Annotated in this window: 25 protein-coding genes; 24 read left to right on the top strand and 1 reads right to left on the bottom strand. The window is 71.0% G+C overall.

Going from position 1 to position 18801, the window contains the following annotated elements:
- Nucleotides 1–13: 13 nt before the first annotated feature.
- From ICW72_RS07535 to ICW72_RS07425, 24 genes are all read left to right on the top strand, one after another.
- The gene (locus tag ICW72_RS07535; RefSeq protein ID WP_191085635.1) at nt 14–223 is read left to right on the top strand and encodes a hypothetical protein; all 210 of its coding nucleotides are present in this window, start codon (nt 14–16) and stop codon (nt 221–223) included.
- Complete coding sequence (locus ICW72_RS07530; RefSeq protein WP_191085634.1) at nt 220–1800, top strand: phage portal protein; 1581 nt, start codon at nt 220–222, stop codon at nt 1798–1800. The genes ICW72_RS07535 and ICW72_RS07530 overlap by 4 nt, the downstream gene beginning before the upstream one ends.
- Nucleotides 1800–3248, top strand: a complete 1449-nt coding sequence (locus tag ICW72_RS07525) for a S49 family peptidase (RefSeq protein WP_191085633.1) — start codon at nt 1800–1802, stop codon at nt 3246–3248. Before ICW72_RS07530 ends, ICW72_RS07525 begins: the two co-directional genes overlap by 1 nt.
- A gap of 25 nt (nt 3249–3273) precedes the next feature.
- Nucleotides 3274–3828: a capsid cement protein gene (locus ICW72_RS07520; protein ID WP_191085632.1), complete on the top strand. Its 555-nt coding sequence runs from the start codon at nt 3274–3276 to the stop codon at nt 3826–3828.
- 71 nt (nt 3829–3899) lie between these two features.
- The gene (locus tag ICW72_RS07515; RefSeq protein ID WP_191085631.1) at nt 3900–4856 is read left to right on the top strand and encodes a Mu-like prophage major head subunit gpT family protein; all 957 of its coding nucleotides are present in this window, start codon (nt 3900–3902) and stop codon (nt 4854–4856) included.
- A 2-nt stretch (nt 4857–4858) separates the two neighbouring features.
- Complete coding sequence (locus ICW72_RS07510; RefSeq protein ID WP_191085630.1) at nt 4859–5173, top strand: head-tail joining protein; 315 nt, start codon at nt 4859–4861, stop codon at nt 5171–5173.
- On the top strand, nt 5167–5898 hold the full coding sequence (locus ICW72_RS07505) for a DUF6441 family protein (protein ID WP_191085629.1): 732 nt from the start codon (nt 5167–5169) through the stop codon (nt 5896–5898). Before ICW72_RS07510 ends, ICW72_RS07505 begins: the two co-directional genes overlap by 7 nt.
- Entirely contained in the window at nt 5895–6356 is a 462-nt protein-coding gene (locus ICW72_RS07500; protein ID WP_191085628.1) for a hypothetical protein, read from the top strand. The genes ICW72_RS07505 and ICW72_RS07500 overlap by 4 nt, the downstream gene beginning before the upstream one ends.
- A gap of 11 nt (nt 6357–6367) precedes the next feature.
- Nucleotides 6368–7333, top strand: coding sequence for a phage tail tube protein (locus ICW72_RS07495; protein ID WP_191085627.1), 966 nt, complete (start codon nt 6368–6370; stop codon nt 7331–7333).
- The gene (locus tag ICW72_RS07490; RefSeq protein ID WP_191085626.1) at nt 7330–7839 is read left to right on the top strand and encodes a hypothetical protein; all 510 of its coding nucleotides are present in this window, start codon (nt 7330–7332) and stop codon (nt 7837–7839) included. The genes ICW72_RS07495 and ICW72_RS07490 overlap by 4 nt, the downstream gene beginning before the upstream one ends.
- A 23-nt stretch (nt 7840–7862) precedes the next feature.
- On the top strand, nt 7863–8033 hold the full coding sequence (locus ICW72_RS07485; protein WP_191085625.1) for a hypothetical protein: 171 nt from the start codon (nt 7863–7865) through the stop codon (nt 8031–8033).
- Between the two features lie 195 nt (nt 8034–8228).
- Nucleotides 8229–8714: a hypothetical protein gene (locus tag ICW72_RS07480; RefSeq protein WP_191085624.1), complete on the top strand. Its 486-nt coding sequence runs from the start codon at nt 8229–8231 to the stop codon at nt 8712–8714.
- A gap of 99 nt (nt 8715–8813) precedes the next feature.
- Nucleotides 8814–10403 (top strand): hypothetical protein, encoded by a 1590-nt coding sequence (locus ICW72_RS07475; RefSeq protein ID WP_191085623.1) that lies wholly within the window; start codon nt 8814–8816, stop codon nt 10401–10403.
- A gap of 127 nt (nt 10404–10530) precedes the next feature.
- Entirely contained in the window at nt 10531–11301 is a 771-nt protein-coding gene (locus tag ICW72_RS07470) for a hypothetical protein (protein WP_191085622.1), read from the top strand.
- Complete coding sequence (locus tag ICW72_RS07465; protein ID WP_191085621.1) at nt 11292–11876, top strand: hypothetical protein; 585 nt, start codon at nt 11292–11294, stop codon at nt 11874–11876. The genes ICW72_RS07470 and ICW72_RS07465 overlap by 10 nt, the downstream gene beginning before the upstream one ends.
- Nucleotides 11873–12271 (top strand): DUF6950 family protein, encoded by a 399-nt coding sequence (locus ICW72_RS07460; protein ID WP_191085620.1) that lies wholly within the window; start codon nt 11873–11875, stop codon nt 12269–12271. Before ICW72_RS07465 ends, ICW72_RS07460 begins: the two co-directional genes overlap by 4 nt.
- A complete protein-coding gene (locus ICW72_RS07455) occupies nt 12259–14487 on the top strand; it encodes a phage tail protein (RefSeq protein ID WP_191085619.1) in 2229 nt (742 codons plus the stop codon). The genes ICW72_RS07460 and ICW72_RS07455 overlap by 13 nt, the downstream gene beginning before the upstream one ends.
- A gap of 16 nt (nt 14488–14503) precedes the next feature.
- Nucleotides 14504–16348 carry a sialidase family protein gene (locus tag ICW72_RS07450; RefSeq protein WP_191085618.1) on the top strand — a complete coding sequence of 615 codons (1845 nt, stop codon included), beginning with the start codon at nt 14504–14506 and terminating at the stop codon, nt 16346–16348.
- Nucleotides 16349–16357: 9 nt separating this feature from the next.
- Nucleotides 16358–17101 (top strand): hypothetical protein, encoded by a 744-nt coding sequence (locus tag ICW72_RS07445; RefSeq protein WP_191085617.1) that lies wholly within the window; start codon nt 16358–16360, stop codon nt 17099–17101.
- 40 nt (nt 17102–17141) lie between these two features.
- Nucleotides 17142–17384, top strand: coding sequence for a hypothetical protein (locus tag ICW72_RS07440; protein WP_191085616.1), 243 nt, complete (start codon nt 17142–17144; stop codon nt 17382–17384).
- A 92-nt stretch (nt 17385–17476) separates the two neighbouring features.
- A complete protein-coding gene (locus ICW72_RS07435) occupies nt 17477–17752 on the top strand; it encodes a hypothetical protein (protein WP_223880896.1) in 276 nt (91 codons plus the stop codon).
- Nucleotides 17725–18123, top strand: a complete 399-nt coding sequence (locus tag ICW72_RS20605) for a hypothetical protein (protein ID WP_223880895.1) — start codon at nt 17725–17727, stop codon at nt 18121–18123. The genes ICW72_RS07435 and ICW72_RS20605 overlap by 28 nt, the downstream gene beginning before the upstream one ends.
- Nucleotides 18116–18325, top strand: a complete 210-nt coding sequence (locus ICW72_RS07430; RefSeq protein WP_191085615.1) for a hypothetical protein — start codon at nt 18116–18118, stop codon at nt 18323–18325. The genes ICW72_RS20605 and ICW72_RS07430 overlap by 8 nt, the downstream gene beginning before the upstream one ends.
- 16 nt (nt 18326–18341) lie before the next feature.
- Entirely contained in the window at nt 18342–18485 is a 144-nt protein-coding gene (locus ICW72_RS07425; RefSeq protein WP_191085614.1) for a hypothetical protein, read from the top strand.
- 3 nt (nt 18486–18488) lie between these two features.
- Here ICW72_RS07425 and ICW72_RS07420 read toward each other — a convergent pair whose 3' ends face one another.
- Complete coding sequence (locus ICW72_RS07420; RefSeq protein ID WP_191085613.1) at nt 18489–18665, bottom strand: hypothetical protein; 177 nt, start codon at nt 18663–18665, stop codon at nt 18489–18491.
- Between the last annotated feature and the right edge of the window lie 136 nt (nt 18666–18801).

The following is an 18801-nucleotide window of genomic DNA, read 5'->3' as shown; positions in this document are numbered from 1 at the left end:
TCAGGAGGTTGCGGTGTCCCACAGCTATGCGGCGGAGCTTGAGCGCGTGCGCGCGGCCATCGCCGCGATCGAGGGCGGCGCGCAGTCGGTGGCCTTCGAAGGGCGCAATGTGACCTATGCGGATCTGCGCGCGCTGTACGCGCGGGTGGAGCGGCTGGAAGGCTTGGCGGCGCGCGAGGCGCGGCGCGGCGGCATCAGCATCAGCCTGGGCGCGGGCCGATGAAGCGCCGCGCGGCGGAAGCCCGCCGCACCGGTCTGGCGCCGGTGCAGCGCGAATCGGGCATGGCGGTGGCATCGGGCGCCGGGCCCTCGGGCTACCAGGCGGCCAAGCGGGAGCTGGCGGCGCTGCGCAACTTCGTGGCCCGCCCGCGCACGGCCGATGAGGACGCGCTGCCCGGCCTGCCGGAGATGCGCGCGCGGTCACGCGAGATGATGATGAACGCGCCGCTGGCCAGCGGTGCGGTCAAGACGGTGGTCACGAATGTGGTGGGCACGGGGCTGCGGCTTTCGGCCCAGGTGAACCGGCACATCCTGGCGGGCATCGGCATCAACGCCGCGGCGGCGGAGGAGTACGAGCACGCGCTGGAGGCCGAGTGGCAGCTCTTCTGCCGCCGGGAGAACGCGGACCACGCGCAGCGCCTCTGCTTCGAGGAAATGCAGGAGCTGGCCTTCCGCTCGGTGCTGGGCAGCGGGGATTGCTTCGTGGCGGCGGTGGCGCGGCCGGCCGGCGCGGATTTCGACTTCGCGCTGCAACTGATCGAAGCCGACCGCGTCTCCAACCCCGGCCGGAAGGCCAGCACGGAGACGCTGGCGGACGGCCTCGAATACACCGAGGCCGGCGTGCCCGTGGCCTGCCATGTGGCGGAACTGCCGCGCACGGGCACGGGGGCCCGCAACTGGCGGCGCCTGCCGCTGCGCGCGCCGGATGGCAGCCCGCGCGTGCTGCACCTGATGCATGGGGAGCGCATCGGCCAGTCGCGCGGCGTGCCCTACCTGGCGCCGGTGGTGGCCACGCTGAAGGATCTGGACCGCTATTCCCAGGCGGAACTGACGGCGGCCGTGCTGAATGCCTGCATCGCCATCCTGGGCGAATCGCCGCAGGGCGACAGCCCGCTGAAGGCGGGCGCGGCTGCGGGTGGCGGCGGGCTGCGCCGGGCCGACATCAACTTCGAGTCCGGCATGGTGCTGGAAGGCTTCATGCCGGGCGAGACGCTGAAGAGCTTCGCGCCCGACCGGCCGAGCCAGGGCTTCGACCCCTTCGTGCTGGCCGTGCTGCGCCAGGTGGGCGTGGCGCTGGAACTGCCCTTCGAGCTGCTGGTGAAGCACTTCACGGCCAGCTACAGCGCGGCCCGCGCGGCGCTGTTGCAGGCCGCCGGCTTCTTCAAGGTGCGGCGGGTCTGGTTGGCGCGAAACATGTGCCAGCCCGCCTATGAGCTGGTGGTCCGGAATGCGGTGCTGCGCGGCACGCTGGTCCTGCCCGGCTTCCTGGAGGATTCGCGGCTGCGGATGGCCTGGCTGGGCGCGCGCTGGACGGGCGACAGCTTCGGCCAGATCAACCCCGAGATCGAGGTCCGCGCGGCCGAGCGCCGCATCCGCCTGGGCCTGTCCTCCCGCACGCGGGAGACGGCGGAGCTGACCGGCGAGAACTGGGAGGCGGTGGTGGCCGAGGCGGCGGCGGAGGCCGCGCTGCTGCGCGAGCTGGGGCTGCCGCAGGGCGACGCGCTGGACGATGCGCCCGTGCCCGACATGCCGATGGATGGTGACTTGGAAAACGCGGCGACGCCGCGGCAGGGGGGCTGATGAGCGCGCGCATCCTGGACCGCATCGCGGGCGTGCCCTGGCTGATTCACGAGGGCGCCTTCCAGACCATCGTGGAGATCGCGGCGCGGGAGCCGCTGGACCTGACGAACCTGGCGGAGTGGAAGGACCGGCTTTCGACCGAGGCGCTGGCCACCCGGCCCGCCAGCCCGCTGCCCGGCGCGCGGCGCGCGGAGCTGCGCGACGGCGTGGCCATCCTGCATGTGGCGGGGCCGATCTTTCGCCATGCCGGCCTGATGACCGAGCTGTCCGGCGCCACGGCGGTCGCGGACCTGGCCATGGACCTGCAACTCGCGCTCGATGATTCGCGCGTGCAGGCCATCCTGCTCGACGTGGACAGCCCAGGCGGCGAGGTGACGGGCATTCCGGAGATGGCCGCGGCGCTCCAGGCCGCGCGGCAGCGCAAGCCCATGATCGCCCATGTGGGCGGGGGCGCGCTTTCGGCCGGCTACTGGCTGGCGGCGGCGGCGGGCGAGGTCTGGGTTTCGCCGGTGGCGAACCTGGGCAGCCTGGGCGCCATTGTCGGCATCACGGACACCAGCGAGCGGGATGCGCGCAGCGGCGTGCGGCGGGTGGAATTCGTCTCCAGCCAGACGCCGAACAAGCGGCCCAACCCGAACACGCCGGACGGCCGCGCCTCCTTCCAGGCGATGGCCGATTCCCTGGCGGCCGAATTCCTCGGCGCCGTCGCGCAGATGCGCGGCATGTCGGAGGAGGCGCTGCTGGAGGCCACGCGCGGCGGCGGGATCATCCTGGGCCGTGCGGCGGTGCAGGCCGGCATGGCCGATCGCCTGGGCGATTTCGAGGGAGTGATGGCGGAGCTGCGGGCCCGGGCCGCGCCGTCGCGCATGAGCAGCAACCAGGCGGCGCCGCCGCGCAACCGACAGGAGGCCCCCATGGCCCTGAGCAACAGCGAGACCAACCCCGAGACCGGCGCGCCCGTGCCGGAGGTGAAGACGGAGGGCGCCCCGCCCGCGCCGGTGGAAACCCCCGCGCAGCCGGAGGTGAAGGCCGAGGCGACCACGCCGGCCCCGGCGGCGCCGCCCGCCCCGGATGCGGCGGCGGCCGAGCGGGCCCGCTGTGCCGCCATCATGACCGCGGCGACGCCGGACGCCCGTGCCCTGGCGCAGATGGCCATCAATGAGGGCTGGACGGCCGAGGCGTTCATCCAGGCGCAGACGGCCGCGCAGGCGATGGCGCAGGCGATGGCGCAGCGGCAGGGCCTGGCGGGCTTCCAGGCCAGCATGCCCGCCCCCGTGGCCGGCGCCGACGCGCCGGCCGATGCCTCCACCCTGCCGCCGGAGGAGCGGGCGAAGGCGGAGTGGGATGGCAACGCCAAGCTGCGCGCCGAATACGGCAGCATCGAACGCTACACCGCCTTCCTGAAGGCGGAGCAGCGCGGCGCCATCCGGCTGATCTCCAAGCGCTGAAACACCCCAACCCAGGAGAACCACCATGGCGCAGCTTTCCGCCAACCTCGCCCGCAGCTTCGAGCTGGGGGACTTCACCGACCTTCCCGTGGCGGCCTCGGCCGTCATCTATGAGGGCAGCGCCGTCGGCATTGCGTCAGGCTATGCCCGGCAGCTGAATGCCGGTGACCTGTTCGCGGGCTTCGCCCATATCGGCGTGCCCGTGGCCCCCGCCGCGAATGGGGACCTGCTGGTGCGCGTGCGCCGCATGGGCCTGATCGTGCTGACCATCACCAGCGTGGCCGTGACCGACATCGGCAAGCCCGTCTATGCGAGCGATGGCGACACCTTCACCCTCACTTCCGGCAGCAACAGCCACATCGGCCGCGTGGTGCGCGTGATCGCGGCGAACACCGCGCTGGTGGCCTTCGACGCGGATGCCGCGGGCCTCGGCACGGTGGCGCCGCTGACGGACAATTCCGGCGGCACGGCCGGGGACACCATCGCGGCCATCGGATCGAGCTATGTGCAGGCGGAGGTCCGCAACGCCATCGCCAGCCTGGCGGCCCGCGTGAACGCCCTGGCCAAGCAGTTCGGCTGACGCCGGGCGCATGACTGCCCGGGCCTTCCGGCCCGGCCTGATCCTCAACCCCACAGCAAGGAGGTCCGGGCATGTCCGGCACCATCACGGGCGCGCTCGGCTCGCGCGCCATCATCGGTCAGTTCTACGCGACCCTGGAGCAGACGCAGCTGCCGGCCTGGGTGGGCGGCACCAGCTTCATGGTCCCCTCGAACCAGGAGACCGAAGAGTACAAGTGGCTGGGCATGACGCCGGCCATGCGCGAATGGATCGGCGCGCGGCAGGCCAAGGGCTTCCGCCAGAACGGCCTGGAGATCAAGAACAAGGTCTTCGAGAGCACCTTGAAGGTCTCTGTCGACGACATGCGCCGCGACAAGACCGGCCAGATCATGGTGCGGGTGGATGAGCTGGCGGTGCGTGCGGCGCTGCACCCCACGCGCCTGCTGTCCGACCTGATCAACGCGGGGGAATCCACCCCCTGCTACGATGGCCAGTTCTTCTTCGACACGGATCATGTCGAGGGCAAGTCCGGCACGCAGTCCAACGACCTGGTCTATGACATCAGCGACCAGGACACGGGTGGAACGCCGACGGCCCCCACGCCGGCCACCATCCAGCGCGCGGTGCTCCAGGCCGTGGCCGCCATCCTGGGCTTCAAGGATGACCAGGGCGAGCCGATGAACGAGACGGCGAGCGAGTTCATCTGCATGGTGCCGCCGCTGTTCATGGGCCCGGCCATCACGGCGCTGACCTCGACCACGCTGAGCCTGGGCGAGGACAACCCGCTGGGGCGGTCCGGCGTCGGCTTCACGGTGCGCCCGGCCGTGAATCCGCGCCTGAACTGGACGGACAAGCTGGCCGTCTTCCGCACCGATGGCCGGGTGAAGCCCTTCATCTGGCAGGAGGAGGAGGGCGTGCAGATGCGGGCCGTGGCCGAGGGCAGCGAGCTGGAGTTCAACAACCGCGAGCACCACTATGGCGTCACGCGGATCTGCAACGCCGGCTATGGCTACTGGCAGCACGCCTGCCTGACCACGCTCCAGGCCTGACGATGAACGCCTTCGCCGCCGCCGCGGCCGTGCTGTGTGCCAACCCTGATCTGGGCGACGACGCCGAATACTACGTCGCGCCCTGGAACGTGCGGCACCAGGTGCGGGTCATTCTCTCCAGGCCGGACGTGGCGGCGGTGGGGTTCCAGCTGTCCTCCACGGTGGGCAGCTACACGATCAGCCTGCCGGTGGCGGCGCTGCCCGAGGCGCCGGTGGAGGGCGGGCGCTTCGACGTGGCGGGTGAGATCTATGAGGTGCGCCAGGCCCAGCGGGACGAGACGCGCACCATGTGGGTGGTGGAGTGTTCGCTGTGCTGAACGTCCGTCGCGTGGGCATGGACCTCAAGCGGCAGATGGAGGCCGAGATCAAGGCCGGCCAGCAGGCCGCGCGCGCGACGGTGCAGCTGGTGGGCGAGGAGACGCTGGGCACGATGCGCGACCAGGCGCGCGCCGGCTTCCCCATGGCGGCCGAGCGCATGGCGCGGACGTGGCGCCTCCAGGTATTTCCGCGCCCCGGCAAGCCCACCTTGCGGCCCACGGCGCTGATCAGCAGCCGGGCGCCCACCATCGCGGATGGCTTTGACCGCGGCGCGACGATCCGCGCCAAGGGCGGCAAGTTCCTGGCAGTGCCGACGCAGGAGAACCGAGGCGGCGGGCTCCGCAACCGCAGGCCGCGCATCACGCCCGCGCAGATGGTCGCGGCCAAGAAGCAGACCTTCGTGCTGCCCATCAAGGGCAGCCAGAACAAGCTGTGGTGCATCCGTGTGACCGAGGCGAACAGCCGCACCAAGGCGGGCCGGATCCAGCGTCAGGCCATTGCGGGAAACCGCGTCAGGGTGGGCGCGCGCCGGACCAGCATCGGCGGCCGGTCCCTGTCGGCCGGGCAGTATGGCGCGCGGCTGCTGGAACAGGGCTTCGTGCCGATGTTCCTGCTGCTCAGGCAGGTGCAGCTCAGGAAGGCCTTCGACATCGCGGGCACGGCGCGGCGGGCGCATGACCGGATGATGCAGGTGCTCCGCACCAGCTACGCGGCCCAGCCATGACCAGCCTGCGCGAAACCGCCCTGCTGGCCCTGCTGGCGCGGGTGGAGGCTGCGGTGCAGCCGGACCCGCCGCCGGAGCCTGAGACGCCCGCCCCCGCCCCGAAGGTGGTGCGGAACGAACAGCGCGCGCCGACCCTGCCCGCGGCGGGCATGGTCTGCGTCTTCGATGGTGAGCTGCAGGACCAGGAAACCATCCTCTCGCCGCTCGGCTACATCATCACCTGGCGGGCGGAGGTGGAGGTGCATTTCCGTGCCAAGGACGCCGACGCGCGCGCGGCCGGGCTCGATGCGCTGGTGGGGCAGATCAGCGCCGCGCTGGCGGCGGACAGGCTGCTGGGCGGCGCGGTGGAATGGCTGGACGTGGGCGCGGTGCAGCCCACCGAGGCCGAGGGCGACGTGGCGGCGGCGCTGCTGCCGGTTGAGATGCAATGGACGTCCTACGGGACGCCGAACGCCTGAAGGGGTGAACCATGGCAGTCGGGGTGATCGGGGCGGCGGTGTCCCTGTGGATGCTGAAGGAAGCGACCTACGGGGAGGCCGCCAGCGGCAACTATCACCAGCTGGGCCTGATGACGGGCGCGCTGGCGCCGCGGCAGGAACTGCTGGACGTGCCCGTGCTGGGCCTCGGCACGGGCCGCAACCCGACCGACCCCATGCTGGGCGAGGTGACGCTGGAGGACACGATCAACGTGCCCGTCACCACGGACGGGTTCGGGCACTGGTTGCGGCTGCTGATGGGGGCGCCCACCAGCACGGGCTCCGGCTCCGCGTTCACGCATGTGTTCAGCTCGGGCGCGGCGGCGCTGCCCTCCAACACGCTGGTGCTGGACTATGGCCCGCGCCTGGGCAGCAACCGCTACATGCGGGGCCTGGGGGTGCGGGCGGCCTCGGCCGCGCTGGAATTCAGCAATGCCGGCCCGGCCCGCGCGGACATCGCGCTGGTGGGGCAGGGGGGCGAGTATGTGTCCTCGCCCGGGACCGGCACGCCGGCGCTGTCGCATGGCGCTGTGTTCAACCGGGCGGCGGGCGTGATCAAGCTGGGGGAGACGTCGCTGGGCAAGGTCACGTCCAGCAGTCTCAACCTCTCCAACGGCATCCAGTCGCTGCGGACCATCCGCAATGACCGCAAGATCGAGGAGGCGGAGGAAGGGCTGTTCACCGGCACGGGCAGCGTGACGCTGCGCTTCGCGGAGGGCGGGCTGCTGCCGGCCTCGCTCGCCGGCACGCCGGTGGACCTGTCCATCGGCTTCGAGGTTTCGGAGACGCGCAGCCTGATGTTCCGCATGGAGCGCGCCTTCCTCAGCCGCCCCGGCCCGCGCATCGAGGGGCCGCAGGGCGTGGACGTGACCTATGAATTCCGCGCGAGCGGCGAGGGCCTGGCGGCGGCCGTGGTGGCCACGCTGAAGAACGGCGTGGCGGGGACGGCCTACGCATGATCACGCTGGACCTTGCGGCGCTGGACGCGCCGCGCTGGGTGGACCTGCCGCGCGGCGTGCGCGTGCTGATCAAGCCCGGCACCACGCCGCTGATGGAGGCCGCCCGCATGGCGGCGGGCAAGCGGCTGCGCGAGATGGATGAGGCGGTGCGCCAGGACAAATCCCTGGCGATGGGCCTGGGCTTCCAGATCCTGCTGGAGGAGCTGGGGCGCTACGCCATCATGGAATGGGAAGGCGTGCAGGCGCGCGATGGCGCGGCCCTGCCGGTGACGCCGGAGGCCATCGCGGCGCTGATGAAGCATGACGAGGTGGGCAGCGCCTTCTTCCAGGCGGTGGCGGCGGGGCCGGAGGCGGTGGCCGCGGAGGGAAACGCCTCCGGGCCCGCGCCGCATGGCACTTCGGCCACGGGCCCGAATACTGCCGGGGGTGCGAAGCGCTCGGCCAGGAGTGCGGCGGGGCGTGCCCCTACGAGCGGGAAGCGCCGGAAAGCGTCCAGGGCGCACTAGCCTGGCGGGCCTGCGGCCTGGCCGTGACGGCGGGCATGGGCGGGCTGGATTTGAACGCCGCCGCCGCCCTGCCGGTGCTGCTGGCCGAGCGGGTGCCCGCCTGGATGGCGATGGAGCTGGTGGCCGCGGTGCGGCAGGGGATTGGTGAGGCGCGGCGGAAAGAGGCGTCAGGTGGCGAAGAGGTGGCTGGTTGAAGTTGTGCAGCCGCGCCGTGGATGTGGCATATAGCGCCCCGTGGACGGTGGGGGTTGATGATGGGGCGTCTCTCTGCTGCGCGGCCGGTGGTGCTTCTGGCGTTCGCCGGTCTGTTGGTGGCCGGCTGCGTGCCTGCCGCGCGTGAGGTGGCGCCCCCGGCCATGCGGCCCGCGGAGCCTCCTCCCGTGCCTAGCGTGACCCAGAACCTGGATTATGCGTTGCGGGCGTCCCGTGAGGCGCCGCTCACTCCGCGCCAGGTGGCGGGGCGGTGGCGCGCCGATTGCGCTTTGGACCGCGCCCGGGCCGTGGTCACCTGTTTTGCCACGCAGGTTGCGCGCTCGGGTGAGCGGTTGAGGGTGATCTTCTCGGGAGGTGTTCTTCTGGTCGAGGTGGGCGGGCGCAACACAGCCAGCTCCATCCTGACGATGCCGGTGGTTCGGGTGGATGGTGGCCACCCCCGGCCGCTCGACAGCCTCCGGACGGGCGCCTGGACTGAGAACTCGACCTTTGTCGTGCGAGATATGCTTCGGGGTGAGCGGGTCTATTCCGCGCGGATCAACTATCCGTTCAACAACTCTCTGACGGGCGAATATGAGGCGGCGGGGCTGCGAGAGGCCTTGCTTTGGATGCGGGAGGAATATGCCCGCCTCCACCCGCAGGTCCGGGCCCGCTTCAACTAGGCGCCGCTTAGGCGCGCACAGCACATCGAAAACAGAACGGCCTCAGAGCGTCAGCTCCGGGGCTTTTCGCGCATGCGCGCGAGAGAGGGGGCTTGCGGCATGAGTGCGACTGTTCGTCAGGCCGGCATCCGCCTCTCGCTCCAGGGCGCCCAGGAGGTCACGCGCGGGCTGCGCGAGATCGGTGACGCCGGAGAGCGGAACCTCCAGCGCGTCACGCAAGAGGCTGGCACCGCGGCCCGTGCGCTGCAACTGCTGGGCCCGCTGCTGGGCGGCCTCGGCGCCGGGCTCGGGATCGGGTCCGCGCTGGGCCTGGCGCAGAGCGTGCTGACCGATATCGGCAACCGCATCGTGGCCATGGGCCGCGACGTGCTGGGCGTGGGCGAGGCCGCCGAGACGGCCCGCCGCGCGGCTGATGAGTGGATGGCCAGTCTTCGGGATGAGGACAACCGGACGCGTAACACCCTGCGCGAAGTCAACGACCTGCTGCTGACCTCGGCCGAGCGTGCGGCGCAAGCGCAGAACGTGCTTCGGCAGGGCTTGCGGGATCAGGTGGAGGCGGACCTCGCCACGCGGCTGGCCAGGCAGGGCGATGTGCCCGTGCAGCTTCAAGGCCTCGATGCGCAGATAGCGGCGGCACGGCGGACTGTGGCGACGGAGGAGGCCATCGCGCGCAGCGCTGTGAATAGCGCCCTCGGATCGCCCACCGATGGTACGTCGTCGGCTCGTGCGCTGCTAGATCGCCTTCAGGCCGAGCGCAACAACTTGGTGCGCCAGCTTGAGGTGGACCAGCGGAACATCACCCAACTGGAAGAGTCGCGGCGGCGCCTTGCCGGCTCCTACGGCGTGGAGGAATTCGGCCCGCCCGCCCCGCCGCGCGCGGCAGGTGGCGGGCGCGGGGAGGTGGACACCACCGGCCGAGACCTCGCCCGAGACCTGGCGCAGCGCCGCCAGGAGGTGGAGCGAATCACCCAGGCCTACGACGCCTACAATCGGCAGATCAATCTGCAGAATGCCGGCCTGGATCGCGCCGGGCCGGTGCTGGATGCCTATGCGCGCGAGATGCAGAACCTCGACAGCTTCCTGCGCGAAGGGCTGATCACGCAGGAATTCTTCGAGGAGCGCGTGCGCCTGGCCAGTGAGGCGCTGGGCGAGCAGATGGAGCAGGCGCAGCGCGCGGGTCAGGCGGTCAGCGACCTCTCGCGCCAGACATCGCGCTTCGCCGCGACCGCCGCGGGTGACTTCCTGAAGGCCGCCATCGCGGGCAAGAACCTCGCGGATACGCTGTCCAACATCCTCTCGCGTCTGGGCGATCTGTTCCTCAACAGCGCCTTCCAGAGCATCTTCGGCGGCGGCAAGGGCGGCGGCTTCGACCTGTTCGGCTGGCTGGGCGGCGCCATCTTCGGGGGCGGCGGTGAGGCGCTGGCCGGCAAGCGCGCCATGGGCGGGCCGGTGGAGGCCGGGCGCCCCTACCTGGTGGGTGAGCGTGGGCCGGAGATCTTCGTCCCGCGCCAGTCGGGCGGCATCGTCCCGAACGGCCAGGGCGCCGCGCCGACCATCGTGAACAACTACGACTTCCGCGGCGCCACGGTGGATGAGGTGAAGTTCCGCCGCATCGCGGATGAATCGGCACGGCGTGCCGTCGCGGGTCTGGTCGAGGGCCGCCGCGAAAGCCGGTCGGTGCTGGCATGACCTGCTCTCTGCGCATGCGCATCGCACCCCGCGCCTGGGTGCGCCTGGGCCTCCTTGGCGTCCTGCTGGCGTGGGTGGCGCTTCGCTGCGGCGTGCCGGTGCGGTGGCTGTTCCGGATCACGGTCGCATGACCCTCGTCTACCGCTTCCCCCGCGTGGGCATCCAGGCCTTCGACTGGCCCGCGCCCGTGCAGCCCATCGCGCAGTCGCGCAACCTCTTGAACGGCCGCCGCTACGTCACGGCCGCGAAGCGGGAGAGGCGGGTGTGCAGCCTCACGGTGTCGGGCCTCTCGCGCACCGGCGCCGGCTACATGGAGGTGCTGAAAGACTATTTGCGCGGGGGCATCAACCTCGTGCGCCTCACCAGCATCCGGAACCCGCTGCTGGAGGCCGATGTGCCGGACGCGCAGCGGCGCCTCACCGTCATCAACTGGACGCAGGGCGAGACCGACTATCCGCTGTCCTGGCAGATCGGCAGCGGACCGGACCCGCTGGCCTGGGTCACGGGCACGGCGCTGCCCGCCACGGTGGTCACGGACAGCGCGGGCTTCCCCGCCATCCAGATCAGCAACCTCCCGCCCAACCGCCTGGTGGCGCGCGTCGGCGAATTCGTGGAGGGCCGGCAGGACCTGGTGGTGCGGCAGGTGCGGCGCGTGGCCCGCAACGCGTGGTCCAACGCCAGCGGCGTGGCGGTGGTGCGCGTGACCCGGGCTTTCACGCTCGGCACCATCGTGGGCGCCAACCTGGCGGCCGAGGATGAAGGCGTGTTCGAAGTGGTGGGCAACCTGCCGCGCGCGCCGCAGCCACCCTACCGCGACTTCTCGTATAACTGGGAATTCCAAGAAGTGTTCGCCGACGAAGTGACGGGCGGCTTCGAGGAGGTGGACCCGTGGCGCTGACGCGCGGCATCGGCTCCGCGCTGCTGGCCGAGATCAGCAAGAGCCACTGGTATCCCGTGGTGCTGGTCTATCTGGACTGGCCGGGCGGCGCGGTGCGGGTGCATTCGGGCGTCGGCAACATCACCTGGGCCTCGGCCACCTGGCAGGGCGTGGGCGGCGTGGGGCGCATTGACATCCCCGGCGAGGGCATCAGCGGCGTGGCGACGCGCGCGAGCCTGACCATCTTCGGGCCCGCCGATGTGCTGCTGACCCAGGCCGACGCGCAGATCCGCAACCGCCCTGGCGCCATCTATCTCGGCGCCGTTACGGCGCCCGCCGGCAACACCCTGGTGGGCGACCCGGTGGAGATGTTCTCGGGCTACATGGACGCGCTGCGCTTCACCATCAGCGGTGAGGGCGACGTGATCCAGCACGGGCTGCAACTCGACCTCGGCACCGGCCCGTCCATGCGTCAGATGGCGGCCATCCTGCACAGTGATGAGGACCAGCGCCTCCGCTTCCCCGGCGACACGGCGGGGCGGCACCTGATCAACATCGAGGCCAGGGTGAGCACGCTGCGATGGCCTGCTTCGTGACGCCCGCCGCCGCGGCCTCGGCCGTGATCGAGGTGATGGACCGGCCTTGGCAGTGGGGCGCGGCGGATTGCTGCACCTCCGCCTGCGAGGCCTTCGCGCTGCTGCACGGGCTGGACCCGATGGAGGCGCATCGGGGCACCTATGACACCGCCCAAGGCGCGGCGGCGCTGGTGGCCCGCCTGGGGGGCTGGGAGGCCATGTGCGAGGCCGTGGCGGCGGAGGCGGGGCTGCGGCCCGTGACGCCCCTGGAGGCGCCCGTGGGCGCGCTGGGCCTGGCGCGCATCGGGGAGCGGCACAGCCTGACGCTGAAGGTGGGCGCCGCGTCCTGGGCGGGGAAGGGCTTGCGGGGCTTCGTGTGGCTGACGGCGGGGGTGTATCGCGCATGGTGCCGGTGATGCTCGCGCTGCTGGTCTGCGTGCTGTGGTCGGTCCCGGTGGGGGCGGAGCCGATCACGGCCAGCATCATCGTCAGCCTCAAGGCGGCGGGCATCGCGGCCGGCACGGCGGCCGTCATCGCCTCGGCCGCGGTGTATCTGGTGGGCGCGCTGGCCAGCTTCGCGCTCTCGGCCATCATGCGCCCCGGCGCCCCGCGCGCGCCGGAGCTGATCCGGGACCTCGCGCGACCGCAATCGCTGCCGCCCTATCGCTACGTCTATGGCCGCGCCCGCGTCTCGGGCAGCCCGGCGCCGATGCTGGTGCGGGGCCGCCTGCTGTGCCTGTGCATCATCCTCAACAGCCGGCCCAGCAATGCCTTCGAGGAGCTGTATCTCGACAAGCGCGCCGTGGGATGGAGCGGCGACCCCTATGACTTCACCACGGGCGGCGGCGCGCTGATCACGAGCGAGCCCTTCTCCAGCGGTATCCTGGGCCTGATCGGGGCTGAAAACCGCTTCTGGATCGGGCTTGGCAACCAGACCTCCCCGCCGGCCGATCTGCTGGCCGCCTTCCCCGAGCTGGCGGCGACCGATGGCTGGCAGGGCCGGACGGTGCTGTGGGCGCAGCTCAACGCCGGCCCCAATGAACGCCGCGCGGAAATCTGGCCCCGCACCCCGCCCGAGGTGGAGGTGGTGATCCAGGGCTGCCGCGTCTGGGACCCCGCCGACATCGCGCAGGACCCGGACAATGAGGCCACCTGGACATGGACGCCCAACCGCGCCCTGTGCCTGCTGGACGCGCTGCGCACCAACCCGGTGCGGCCCTACCCGCTGGCGCAAATCCACTTGCCCAGCTTCCTCGCGGCGCGGGCGAGCGATGCCGCGACGGTCGCCAAGCTGGGCGGCACGGAAAGCCGCTACCGCGCCGATGGCGTGCTGATCTGGACCGACCGCGAGTTGGAGGACCAGGTGGCGCCGCTGGTGGATGCCGGCGGGTCCCGCCTCGTGCGGATCGGCGGCAAGCTGGGCCTGACCGAGGGCGTGTGGATCGCGCCCACGGTGACGATTGATGAGGTGCTGGATGAGGGGCTGAGCTTCCAGCGCTGGAAGCCCGGCCGGGACCTGGCCACCACCGTGGCGGCCACCTATCTGGCGCCCGCGCGAGATTGGCAGATGGCGGCCGTGCCGCCCTATCGCGTGCCCGGCGCGCAGGCGGCGGATGGCGGGCCGGAGGTGGTGCGGGACTTGGCGCTGCCAATGGTGACCAGCCCGACCCAGGCGCAGCGCCTGGCCAAGATCACGGCGTTCCGGAACAGGGCGCAGCGGCGGCTGGAATTCGTGGTGCCACCGCGCTTCCTGAACCTGGTGGCGGGCGTCAACGTCACGGTCAGCCTGCCCGCGCCCTATGCGGCGATGAACGGGACCTATGAGGTGGTGTCCGCCGCGCCGCGCCTGATCCCGGAGCAGGATGACGCCGTGGCCGCGTCCATGTCGGTCGAGCTGCTGGAGACCAGCGCGGCGGTGTTCGCCTGGGACCCGGCGACGGAGGAACAGGCGGTGGATGAGGGCGAGCCCGTGGTGGCCACGCCATCGGCCATCGCCGCGCCCACGGGGCTGACGCTGGTGCCCGGCGAGACCTTCGCGACCGGCGAGACCATCCTGCCCGCCATCCGCGTGCAGGTGAACGCGCCCACCGATGCGCGCGCGCAGTGGCTGGATGCGGAATGGCGCGTGGGCTCGGGCGGGTGGGTGGCGCTGCCCTCGCTGGAGTACGACTGGCAGGGCGCGCCCGCCACAACGAGCGTCTTCATCGTGCCGGCGGAACCGGGCGTGACCTATGAAGTGCGGGCCCGCTGGGCAGCGCTGGGGCAGGCCTCGGCCTGGGTGTCGGGCAGCGTGGTGGCGGGGGCGCCCAGCGTGTCCCTCAGCGCGCCCATTGACGGCACGGTGGGCGGCGCCACCAGCAACAGCATCGATGTCAGCTTCCGTCTGCCCAACCAGCCGGAGGTGCGCGGCATCAGATTCTACTTCGCCACCGTGGGCGCGACCAGCAGCGCCACGCTGCTCGCGGGGCCGATCTTCGCGGGGGCCAACCAGGTGGTGGGCATCACGGCAACCGGCCTCGCGCCCAGCACGCAGTACTACTTCTGGGCGCGCACGGTCGGGCCCTTCGACGCCCTCTCGAACTACTCGGACAGCGTGACCACCACGACGGCGGCTGACGGAGGCGGGGAATGATCATGGAGCAACACGCATGAGCGCACCGACATTCAACCTGCCCGTCGCATCCGGCATCGCCACCGAAGCGGGGCTGGAGGCGCAGATCAATGCGGGCTTCACGGCGCTCTACAATGGCACCGTGGCCGAGGCTGAGGCGCGCGCCGCGGCCATTGCGGCTGAGGCATCCACGCGCGCCGCCGCCATCACCGCTGAGTCCGCGGCGCGTATCGCGGCCGATGATGCGCTGCAGGATGACATCGAGGCGGAGGAGGCCGCGCGTATCGCGGCTGATGAGGCGCTTCAGGATGCCACGAAGGCCCTGCGCATTACGGGCGATACCGTGTTGAGCGACACTGCCTCGGACCTGGTTGCCGTGGTCACGGCGGGCGGGCGCGTGGTTACTCGCACCAAGACCGATGGCTGGTCCGAGGCGGCGGCAGGGTTTCGCGCGGCGGAGGGGGACTTCGCGCGTGTAGATGCGGGCGAGGTGGTGGCCGAGCTTGGCGACTTCGACGTGGTGGAGGTGGGCGACACCTCGTTGGATGTCGGCGATGACATCATCAGCGTGATGACGCGCGGCGGCCGTGTGCTGTGGCGAATGGCCCCTGACGGGCTCATGCAGATGGCGCGGTTGAACGTGCGTGATGAACTGATCGCGCCGCCGGGATTTCTGCCGCCTGATCCGGTCAGCCCCGTGCTCTCCACACCGAGGCTGGTCACCTCGACGGTCCTGGGCTGGGTGAACGCTGCGGGCGCCCTCAACCGTCCAAGCGCCACGCACCCGCCGGGCAGCCTCTCGACGGACACCGAGGCCTACGGCGTCCGCGAGGCGCACCTGGCCCCTGGCATCGCCGTCACGGAGGGCCCCGGCCCGACCGGCAAGCGCATCTGGGTCGCGGCCTACGGGCAGAACACGCGGCCCGGCGAGGGCGGCGAGGGCGATATGGGGTTCACGTTCCTCCGCTTCTCCGACGACAACGGAGCGACCTGGTTCGAGTGCCTCTACATTGCGCCGGCCTTCGTGGAGGGCAGTGAGCGCGCCAACATTGACCCGCAGCTCTACACCGTCCCGGACGGGCGGCTGCTGGTGCTGTATGGCACCAGCAACCCGTCCGGGTTTGCGCGCTCGGCCTACGGCTTCCTGATCAACAACCCCAGCGCCGAGGCCGGCGCATTCGAGATCGGGCGCCAATACTGGCTGGGCTACGGCATCCCCATGCTGCCCTTCCTGATCGGCCGGGCGGTCCATGTGCCGATTGACCAGTGGTCGGTGAACATGCGGATCAACCGGCTTGATTTCAGCGGGTGGGACGGCATCACGTCCACGGTCATCAGCGAAAGCGGCCTGATCGCGGGTGTGACGAACAACATCTTCGAGAGCAGCGTCGTGGCGCTGGCCGGCAACCGGCTGCGGCAATGGCGCCGCACCGCCAGCGGCACCTACACCAGCCGCAGCGATGACGGTGGCGCGACCTGGGGCGCGTGGTCGTTCTTCTCGCAGGGCGGGCAGGTGCAGAGCCGGGCATGTGCCGCGCGCAGCCCGAGCGGGCGGATTGTCCTGGTCCAGAACTACAACCTGGTGTCCGCGACGCGGATCAACATGACCTGCTGGCTGTCGGAGGACGAGGCCGAGACCTTCTCCGAAGACACGCGCTTCACTTTCGACAGCCGCGCCGTCTCCAACGATGGCGGCCCGACGAAACGCCCGCAGTATCCGGTGGTGACGTGGATCGGGGATGAGCTGCTCTGCGCGGTCGACTTCGGCCGGTTGGCCGCGAGCAACCCCAAGGAAATCGTCTTGCAGCGGTATTCCGAGCGCGCGCAGGCGGCCGGCACCATCACTGAGTCTGACGTGATCCGTCAGACCGTAGCGACCTAGGAGCAGACAATGGCGGGCCTACGCATTCAGACCTCGGGCGCGGTCAGCAGCCCCTTCCTCGCCATCAGCCCCCGCGTGGGCGCGGGCCTGACGGCGCTGCACACGCCGCGCAGTGGCGCCCCCGACACCACCCGCAACTACGCGGCAGGCGGCAGCGCCGGCACCATCACGGGCACGCCGACCTATACGGATCGCTGGGCGCGGTTCACCTCGCAGTCCGCGTACATGAGCCTCGCGGCGGCGGAGCTGGACGTGTTCACCGTCATGGCGCTGGCGCGGCCAGCGGCAGAGCCGGTCGGCAACACGACCGGCTTCCCGATCCTGAGCAACATCACGCTCGGGACCAGCGGCTTCCTGTTCGGCTTCATTTCGACCGGCGGGGGGCCGAGACTGCTGGCCCGCCGCGTGGTCCTGGAAGCGGGCAACCCCACCAATGGCTCGACGGCGGAGGTGTCGATTTCGGCCGCGCCGACCGCCTGGCGGTTTTGCGTGGCGAAGTTCACCGCGGCCGGGTGGTCGGTCCACGACCTGACTGCCAGCACCTCCAACACGCGCACCGACGCGCGCACACCCGTCAAGGCGACGGGCGCCCTCCCGCGCATGGGGTCGAGCCTCAACACCTATACCGGGCAGGGGGATGTGGCGTGGCTCCAGGTGTTCAACCGCGCGACCTCGCTGGACGAGGACGCGGCCATGTACGCGCAGGTGCAGGCGTTCTTCGAGGAGGAACCTGTGCCGCTGACGGGGTTTTGACGGCAATGCGGGTGATCCTCGTGGCGCGGAAGGGCGTAGGATGAGCGGTTCGGACCCCAGCGCCGCCGCCATCGCTCGGCTCGAAGAGCGGTTGATGCACATCACCACCACTCTGCAAGAGGAGCGGGCCGAGCGGCGAGTGATGGCCACAAAGCTGGATGCCATCGAGAAGAAGATGGACGAAGGCGCCGGCGGCCTGACGGTCATCAAATGGTTCTTCCCGACATCATTGGCCGGCGCGCTTGCGCTGGGAGCGATGGTCTACAGCTGGTTCAAGTCGTGATCCGCCCCTCCCTCGCGCGGTCTCTCCCGCGCCGGGACACCCTCGCGCGGCGCTAGGCCGCAATCCGCACAACCTCAAGACAGGAGGGCGCCATGAGCGACCCCACGCAGTCCCGCGGCTATCGCAATCGCAACCCGGGGAACCTGGACTATCACCCCTCCATCAACTGGCAGGGCCAGATCGGGCGCGGCGACCACTGGTTGCCCGTGGCGCAGCAGCGCTTCGCGGCCTTCGAGACGCATGAGCACGGCATCCGGGCCCTGGCGCGCAACCTGGTGACCTACCAGGAGCGGCACGGCCTCAACACCGTGCGCGGCATCATCAACCGCTATGCCCCCCGGTGGAAAACGACACGGGCGCCTATGTGACCGCAGTGGCGCGCGCCCTGGGCATCGGTCGGGATGAGCCGCTGGACGTGACTGACTGGGCGGTGATGCGCCCGATGGTGGAGGCGATCATCCGGCACGAGCTTGGGGGCAATCCGTATCCGGCTTCGGTGATCGATAAGGGCGTGGAGATGGCGAACATCTTCCGCCCGGTGACCTCGGTGAAGGAGGCCGCCGCCTCGGGCACCGGCAAGGCCGCGATCGAGACCGGCGCGATCGCCGCCGCTGCCGCTGCCGCCGCGCCGGTGGTTCAGGCCATGGCCGGACTGCCGCAGTGGACCGGCGTGGCGCTGGTGCTGGGCGCCGTGCTGCTGGCCATCCTGTTCATCATCATGAGGCGGCGTGATGCATGAGCTTTATGCCGCCCTGGCTGCGCTGGCTGCCTTCCTGGTCGCCCTGGTGGGCGCTTGGGCCAAGGGCAAGCGAGACGGGGCCACGCAGGCGCAGGCACAGGCCGCGCGCAAGAATCAGGAGCGAACCCATGCGGGCAATGAAGCGGCTCGGGCTGCCGAGCGTGATGGTGCTGCTGAGCGGATGCAGCGCGGGGATTACTGAGCGGCCGTGCCCCAGGGTGACGGAATTCCCCATCGGGGTGCAGCGAGAGGCCAGCCGACAGCTCGCGCAGATGCGTGCCGAGAATCCCGGCTCGGCGCTTGAGCGGATGGTGGAGGCCATGGGCGTGGACCGGGCCTTCAACCGGGCGATCTGCCGGTAGCCGCTACTCCTCCAGCGTCACCGGCAGCGGCCCCTCCCGCTCCTTCTGCACCTCACCCCTGGTGTCCGCACAGAGGGTGATGATGGCACCTCGCCCGCCACAGCGGGTGCAGCGCAGCCTCCCCAGCCATTCCTCGGTGGACTGCCCGCCGGCAAGCCTGACGGCCCGGCGGATGCCCATTTCGGCGCGGTGGCCGCAGCCGCGGCACGCCAGGCTGAAGTAGGTTCGGTGGGCGTAGGGCAGGGCTTGCGCGAGGGGGAGTTTGGGGGCTGGGGGCACCCGTCAGCATTGCGCGCCCCAATCGCTTTGGGCAAGC

The organism is Roseococcus microcysteis (assembly GCF_014764365.1).
In the GTDB taxonomy this organism is placed as follows: domain Bacteria; phylum Pseudomonadota; class Alphaproteobacteria; order Acetobacterales; family Acetobacteraceae; genus Roseococcus; species Roseococcus microcysteis.
The sequence above is the reverse complement of the archived record's forward strand: the minus strand, read 5'-3'. Positions and strand labels throughout refer to the sequence as shown.

Coding starts and splice junctions, on each gene's coding strand:
- ICW72_RS07530 (WP_191085634.1), top strand. CDS start 220: ATGAAGCGCCGCGCGGCGGAAGCCCGCCGCACCGGTCTGGCGCCGGTG.
- ICW72_RS07525 (WP_191085633.1), top strand. CDS start 1,800: ATGAGCGCGCGCATCCTGGACCGCATCGCGGGCGTGCCCTGGCTGATT.
- ICW72_RS07520 (WP_191085632.1), top strand. CDS start 3,274: ATGGCGCAGCTTTCCGCCAACCTCGCCCGCAGCTTCGAGCTGGGGGAC.
- ICW72_RS07515 (WP_191085631.1), top strand. CDS start 3,900: ATGTCCGGCACCATCACGGGCGCGCTCGGCTCGCGCGCCATCATCGGT.
- ICW72_RS07510 (WP_191085630.1), top strand. CDS start 4,859: ATGAACGCCTTCGCCGCCGCCGCGGCCGTGCTGTGTGCCAACCCTGAT.
- ICW72_RS07500 (WP_191085628.1), top strand. CDS start 5,895: ATGACCAGCCTGCGCGAAACCGCCCTGCTGGCCCTGCTGGCGCGGGTG.
- ICW72_RS07495 (WP_191085627.1), top strand. CDS start 6,368: ATGGCAGTCGGGGTGATCGGGGCGGCGGTGTCCCTGTGGATGCTGAAG.
- ICW72_RS07490 (WP_191085626.1), top strand. CDS start 7,330: ATGATCACGCTGGACCTTGCGGCGCTGGACGCGCCGCGCTGGGTGGAC.
- ICW72_RS07475 (WP_191085623.1), top strand. CDS start 8,814: ATGAGTGCGACTGTTCGTCAGGCCGGCATCCGCCTCTCGCTCCAGGGC.
- ICW72_RS07470 (WP_191085622.1), top strand. CDS start 10,531: ATGACCCTCGTCTACCGCTTCCCCCGCGTGGGCATCCAGGCCTTCGAC.
- ICW72_RS07455 (WP_191085619.1), top strand. CDS start 12,259: ATGGTGCCGGTGATGCTCGCGCTGCTGGTCTGCGTGCTGTGGTCGGTC.
- ICW72_RS07450 (WP_191085618.1), top strand. CDS start 14,504: ATGAGCGCACCGACATTCAACCTGCCCGTCGCATCCGGCATCGCCACC.
- ICW72_RS07445 (WP_191085617.1), top strand. CDS start 16,358: ATGGCGGGCCTACGCATTCAGACCTCGGGCGCGGTCAGCAGCCCCTTC.
- ICW72_RS07440 (WP_191085616.1), top strand. CDS start 17,142: ATGAGCGGTTCGGACCCCAGCGCCGCCGCCATCGCTCGGCTCGAAGAG.
- ICW72_RS07435 (WP_223880896.1), top strand. CDS start 17,477: ATGAGCGACCCCACGCAGTCCCGCGGCTATCGCAATCGCAACCCGGGG.
- ICW72_RS07430 (WP_191085615.1), top strand. CDS start 18,116: ATGCATGAGCTTTATGCCGCCCTGGCTGCGCTGGCTGCCTTCCTGGTC.
- ICW72_RS07420 (WP_191085613.1), bottom strand. CDS start 18,665: ATGGGCATCCGCCGGGCCGTCAGGCTTGCCGGCGGGCAGTCCACCGAG.